We start from the raw sequence: 3,875 nt of genomic DNA on the forward strand, positions 1-3,875 counted from the left end.
GGCGTCGAAGACCTCGACGCCCCGCTCCTGCAGGACCTGGACGAACGCGGCGTGCTCGACCTTCGCCTTCCGGACCCAGATGACGTCGTCGAACAGCAGCTCGGCGGCGTTGTCCGGGGTCAGGCGGCGCTGCTCGAGGCCGGGACGGTGGACGATCGCCTTGCGCAGGCGGCCGACCTCCGAGTCGACGCTGAACGTCGGCCGGGCCGCGACCGCGGCGGTGGCCGCGCCGTCGCGCCCGACCACGAAGTCGGTGACGGCGGGGGCGTGGGAGCCGGTGATGGGGGAGTCGGCGCTGAACGGCATGGTGGGGTCCTTCTGGTGGGAGGTGGGGGTGCGCGGCGCTGCGGCGGCCGTCGCGACGGGGCGACGGGGGAGCCCGGTGCGTGGGGGACCGATGCGGGTGGGATCGGTACCGGTCGGGCGGGCCGGCCGACGGCCGGCGTCCCGGTGCCCGGCCGCGGCGCGGGCGCCGGGCCGAGGAGCGCGGCGGACGGTCACGAGACCGCCGCGCCGACGCCGACGAACGCGAGGCAGAGGACCAGCGCGATGCCGAAGAACGGCAGGACGAAGCGCAGGTAGCGGTCGTAGCCGATCTTCGAGAGGGCGAGGCCGCCCATGATCACCGCGGACGTCGGCGTGATCAGGTTCACCAGGCCGGACGCCGACTGGAACGCCGTCACGGCGATCGAGCGGGGGACGTCCGCGAAGTCCGCGAGCGGTCCGAGGATGGGCATCACCAGCGCGGCGTGGCCGGACGACGACGGGACGAGGAAGGCGATGGGCAGGTTGACGAGCACCGCGACGCCGCCGAAGACTCCGCTGGACGTGCCGCTGACGCCGCTCTCCATCCAGTGCAGCAGCGTGTCCGTGACCTCGGAGTTCTTCATCACCACGGTCACGGCGCGGGCGAGCACGATGATCAGCGCCGGCCCGAGGAAGTCCGATGCGCCGGAGACGATCGTGGTCACGGTGCCCTCCTCGCCGAGCTTCGCCACCAGCCCGATGACGACGGCCATGACGATGAAGAGGACGCTCGCCTGGGCGAAGTAGAAGGACTGAAACGTCGGCAGGGGGAAGGAGGCCGAGAAGATCGTCTGCCAGATGTCCTTCCACGGGATGAAGCCGTAGATCATCAGCGCGAACGCCGAGAAGAAGAGGACGAGCACGAAGCCCTGGCGGCGGGTCAGCGGCGCGACGTCGCCGGCGGCGTCGTCGGCCATCGGCAGGCCCGCGGAGGTGAGCCCCTCGGGCCCGAGAACGGAGTGCGACGCGTCCCTGCGGACCCGGAAGGCGTAGCGCAGCACGTAGGCGATGGCGAGGCCGACGATCACGACCCACATGAGCAGGCGCAGCGCGATCCCGTCGCCGACCCCGACCCCCGCGGCGTCGGAGGCGACGCCGGTCGCGAACGGGTTGACCGTCGACGCGAGGACACCGGAGCCGCAGCCGAGGAAGATGATCCCGGCGCCGGTCATGCGGTCGAACCCCAGCGCCAGGGTCAGGGGTACGAGGAGGACGAAGAACCCGAGCGTCTCCTCCCACATCCCCTCGGTCGTCCCGCCGAGCGCGAAGACGCCCATCAGCACGACGATCAGGACCGCGGGGCTGTGCCGGAAGCGCAGCGCGAGCCGGCCGATCCCGGTCTGGATCGCGCCGGTCTTCATCGTGACCGTGATGAACGCGCCGATCGCGAGCACGAACAGGAAGATCTGCGCAGACCCGTAGAGCGTCCCGGTGTTGTCGACGCTGACCCCGCCGCGGTCGTTCTCGATGCCGTACAGGCCGTCGGTGGGTGCGGCCCACAGCTTCGAGAACTGGTGGACGACGGACTTGTCGGTGTCGATCCGGTGGTAGGTGCCGGGGACCGGTCCGCCCGTCTTCGCGTCGACGTCGTAGGCCCCGGAGGGGATCACGAACGACAGCAGCCAGACGGCGAGCAGCACGCCCGCGAGCACCGTGAAGGCGGTCGGGAAGCGGCGCGCGGCGCTTCCTGAAAGCCGGGCCCGTCCAAGTGCCGTACGAGAGCCCCGGCCGACGGATAGCGTGAAGGCGACCCCAGCTGCGAGGAGGATCGCCATGTCCGAGGCGCCGGTCGCCGAGAGGCCGACCGTCCTCGTCGTCGACGACGAAGAGGACCTGCGCGACATCATGCGCCGCATGCTGGAGCGCCGCGGCTACGCGACGCTGGTCGCCGGTGATCCGGAGGAGGCGATCTCGGTCTGCCGGGAGCACCCCGGTGAGATCGCCGCGCTGGTCACCGACCTCACCCTGCCCGGGGCCTCCGGCGGTGAGCTGGCCGGCGCCGCGAGCGACCTGCGGCCCGGGCTCGGCGTGGTCTTCATCTCCGGCCTGCCCAAGGACATCGCCGTCACGAAGGGCCTGGTCGGCGCGGACGCGCTGCTGGTGAAGAAGCCGTTCACCGCGGACGCCCTGTTGGAGGCCCTGAAGGCGGTCCTCTCGCAAGAAGGCTGAGCCGGCTTTGCCGTCCCGGTCAGGGGCGGTCGGGCGGGGCGGTCGGATGGGGGTAGGGCAGGGTCAGCTCACCCAGCCGCCACCGGGCCGGGCCGTCCAGCACCGGCCACCCCTCGATCCGCATCCGGCGGACCGTCGACAGCCAGCGCTGACGCGGCCCGAACGGGGACGCCTCGGTCTCCCACGCCCGGCCGAGCGCCCGCAGCATCTCGTGCACCGGATGCCCTGGCACGTTGTGGTGGATCAGCGACTTCGGCAGCCGCTCGGCGAAGACCGCGGGATGCTCGAGAACCGGCAACCGGGCCGACAGGGTGAGCGTCCGGGGCGTGCCGTGCTCCACGACCACCCAGGTGGCGATCCGTCCCAGCTCGTCACAGGTGCCCTCGACCAGCAGCGCACCGGTCGCGGTCATGGTCCGCCAGGCCGCCGTCACCTCCGCCTCGTCGTACTGGCGCAGCACGTTGAACGCACGCACCACCACCGGGGCGAGGCCGGCCAGCTCGAACCCGCCGCGCCGGAACTCCAGGCGGGGCGGGTCCGCGAACGGCTGGGCGGCGCTCACGCGTACCGGATCGATCTCCAGACCGACCACCGCGACGTCCGCACTGACCGCGGCCGCCAGGCGGCCGCGCAGCTCCACCGCCGTGACCGGCGAGGCGCCATAACCCAGGTCGATCACCAGCGGCCGCGCGGCCTCTTTCAAGAGCACTTCGCAGCGGTACGCGATGAAGTTGTCGACCCGTCGCAGCCGGTTGGGATTGGTCGTCCCCCGGGTGATCGCGCCGACCGGTTTCGGCACCTACTTCTCCCGGTGCACCTTGTGCTGGGCAGCCTGGGCGATCGGGCGGATCACCAGCCGGTCGATGTTGACGTGCTGCGGCCGGGTCGCGGCGAACGCGATGACGTCGGCGATGTCGTCGGCCACCAGCGGCTCCTTCACGCCCTCGTAGACCGCGGCGGCCCTGCTCCGGTCGCCGCCGAACCGCTTGAGCGCGAACTCGTCGGTCCGCACCATGCCCGGGTCGATCTCCACCACCCGGACCGGCTTGCCGGAGAGTTCCAGGCGCAGCGTCCCGACCAGCGCGGTCTGGGCGTGCTTGGCCGCGGTGTACCCACCGCCACCCTCGTAGACCACGAACGCCGCGGTCGACCCGACCGTCACGATCGTGCCGGCGCCGCTCGCCTCCAGCGCCGGGAGCAGCGCCTTGGTGACCCGCAGGGTGCCGAGCACGTTCACCTCGTACATCCATTGCCAGTCCTCGGTCGACCCGGCGGCCACCGGGTCCGCGCCGCGGGCCCCGCCCACGTTGTTCACCAGCAGGGCACCGAAGGTCGCCACAGCGACCGGTGCTCCGACGAGCACGACCGCGTCCGCGAGCACCGGCACGTCCACGAGCACG

The 3,875-nt window shown here is 72.1% G+C and carries 5 protein-coding genes; 1 reads left to right on the top strand and 4 read right to left on the bottom strand.

The features are described 5' to 3' along the window. Both AB0L40_RS27110 and AB0L40_RS27115 read right to left on the bottom strand, forming a co-directional pair. A partial coding sequence (locus AB0L40_RS27110) for an arginine deiminase family protein (protein ID WP_364361811.1) occupies positions 1 to 306 on the bottom strand: 306 nt, incomplete at its 3' end. A gap of 191 nt (positions 307 to 497) precedes the next feature. Continuing rightward, a complete protein-coding gene (locus AB0L40_RS27115) occupies positions 498 to 2,162 on the bottom strand; it encodes a YfcC family protein (protein ID WP_364361813.1) in 1,665 nt (554 codons plus the stop codon). Here AB0L40_RS27115 and AB0L40_RS27120 point away from each other — a divergent pair. Continuing rightward, positions 2,080 to 2,475, top strand: a complete 396-nt coding sequence (locus AB0L40_RS27120; protein WP_364361815.1) for a response regulator — start codon at positions 2,080 to 2,082, stop codon at positions 2,473 to 2,475. The two genes, AB0L40_RS27115 and AB0L40_RS27120, sit on opposite strands and share 83 nt — an antisense overlap. Before the next feature lie 19 nt (positions 2,476 to 2,494). Here the strand turns inward: AB0L40_RS27120 and AB0L40_RS27125 are convergent, their stop codons facing one another. Together AB0L40_RS27125 and AB0L40_RS27130 are read right to left on the bottom strand one after the other, a co-directional pair. Further along, the gene (locus AB0L40_RS27125; protein ID WP_364361817.1) at positions 2,495 to 3,274 is read right to left on the bottom strand and encodes a class I SAM-dependent methyltransferase; all 780 of its coding nucleotides are present in this window, start codon (positions 3,272 to 3,274) and stop codon (positions 2,495 to 2,497) included. After that, a partial coding sequence (locus AB0L40_RS27130) for an SDR family NAD(P)-dependent oxidoreductase (RefSeq protein ID WP_364361819.1) occupies positions 3,275 to 3,875 on the bottom strand: 601 nt, incomplete at its 5' end.

Source organism: Patulibacter sp. NPDC049589, assembly GCF_040675535.1.
Lineage (GTDB): Bacteria > Actinomycetota > Thermoleophilia > Solirubrobacterales > Solirubrobacteraceae > Patulibacter.